This is a genomic window from Staphylococcus sp. EG-SA-2 (genome assembly GCF_017152085.1).
Map to the genome: position 1 here is coordinate 1 of NZ_JACYHC010000940.1, position 909 is coordinate 909.

General features: G+C 37.3%; 1 protein-coding gene. It reads right to left on the reverse strand.

The annotated features are described in order from the left end of the window. On the reverse strand, positions 1–909 hold a 909-nt coding region (locus IDG60_RS16485), incomplete at both ends, for a pre-toxin TG domain-containing protein (protein ID WP_206160935.1).

Sequence of the window (909 nt, forward strand, 5' to 3'; positions counted from 1 at the left end):
GTGATTTTGTGGTGTAACAGCACGTTTCATGTTTTGACCCATGTTTCTCAAAGTAGTTGTTTCAGCAAATTTTATACCACCCATTCCCGCTGGTGCAAGTTGTTGTTTAAATGGATGTGCTATTTCTTTATCAAGTCCATTATTCACTATTCGTTTGACATTTTGTGCTTGTTGTCCAATCCAATTTCTACTTTGTTGAACAGTATGAGTTGCTTGACCACGCATGTTACTCAGCATTTGTCCAACATGAGTATTTTGAGCAAAGTTACGAGATTGATTCAACACACTGTTTTTCATCATTCCCATTTTAGGTGAAATACGACTAACTGCTTGTTGCATTGTCTTTTGCAATCCTGTTTTAACTGCAAATTTTTCTCCGCCTTTGAAGCCTAATTTCATTAAACTTTTCCCAGCACCTTTGAGGAAGCCCATACCTGGCAATGGAATAAGCGAAAGTCCTTCCATGATTCGTTCTTCTTTAGATAGCTTTCTTCCAGTTACAATATTTTTTCCTGTGGCTGCATTTGCTGCTGAATAAGCGGAATAAGCACCAATAGCTACTGCTCCAGCAACAGGATTAATACAAGATAAAACTACCATACCAGCTAGTGCTGCAATCTCTATAGCTTCTTCTTTTTTCTTTTGCTCTTCTATCTCTTCCGCTTCAGCTACTGTCATGTAATCACAAGAAGCACCTTGAGTCATCATTTTTTCAAAATCACTCTTAGATAGTTTCTTATCTTCTTTTTTCATTTCTTTGTAATGCTGATCAATTACTTTTACAAATTCTTGATCCGATTTTAATATTTCATCGATGCTATAAACATCGCTGTCACTTTTCTTGGCATCTCCCTTTGCAATTTTCCCAGAAGCCCCATAGGTATCTCTACCATGACCACCGCCATTTTT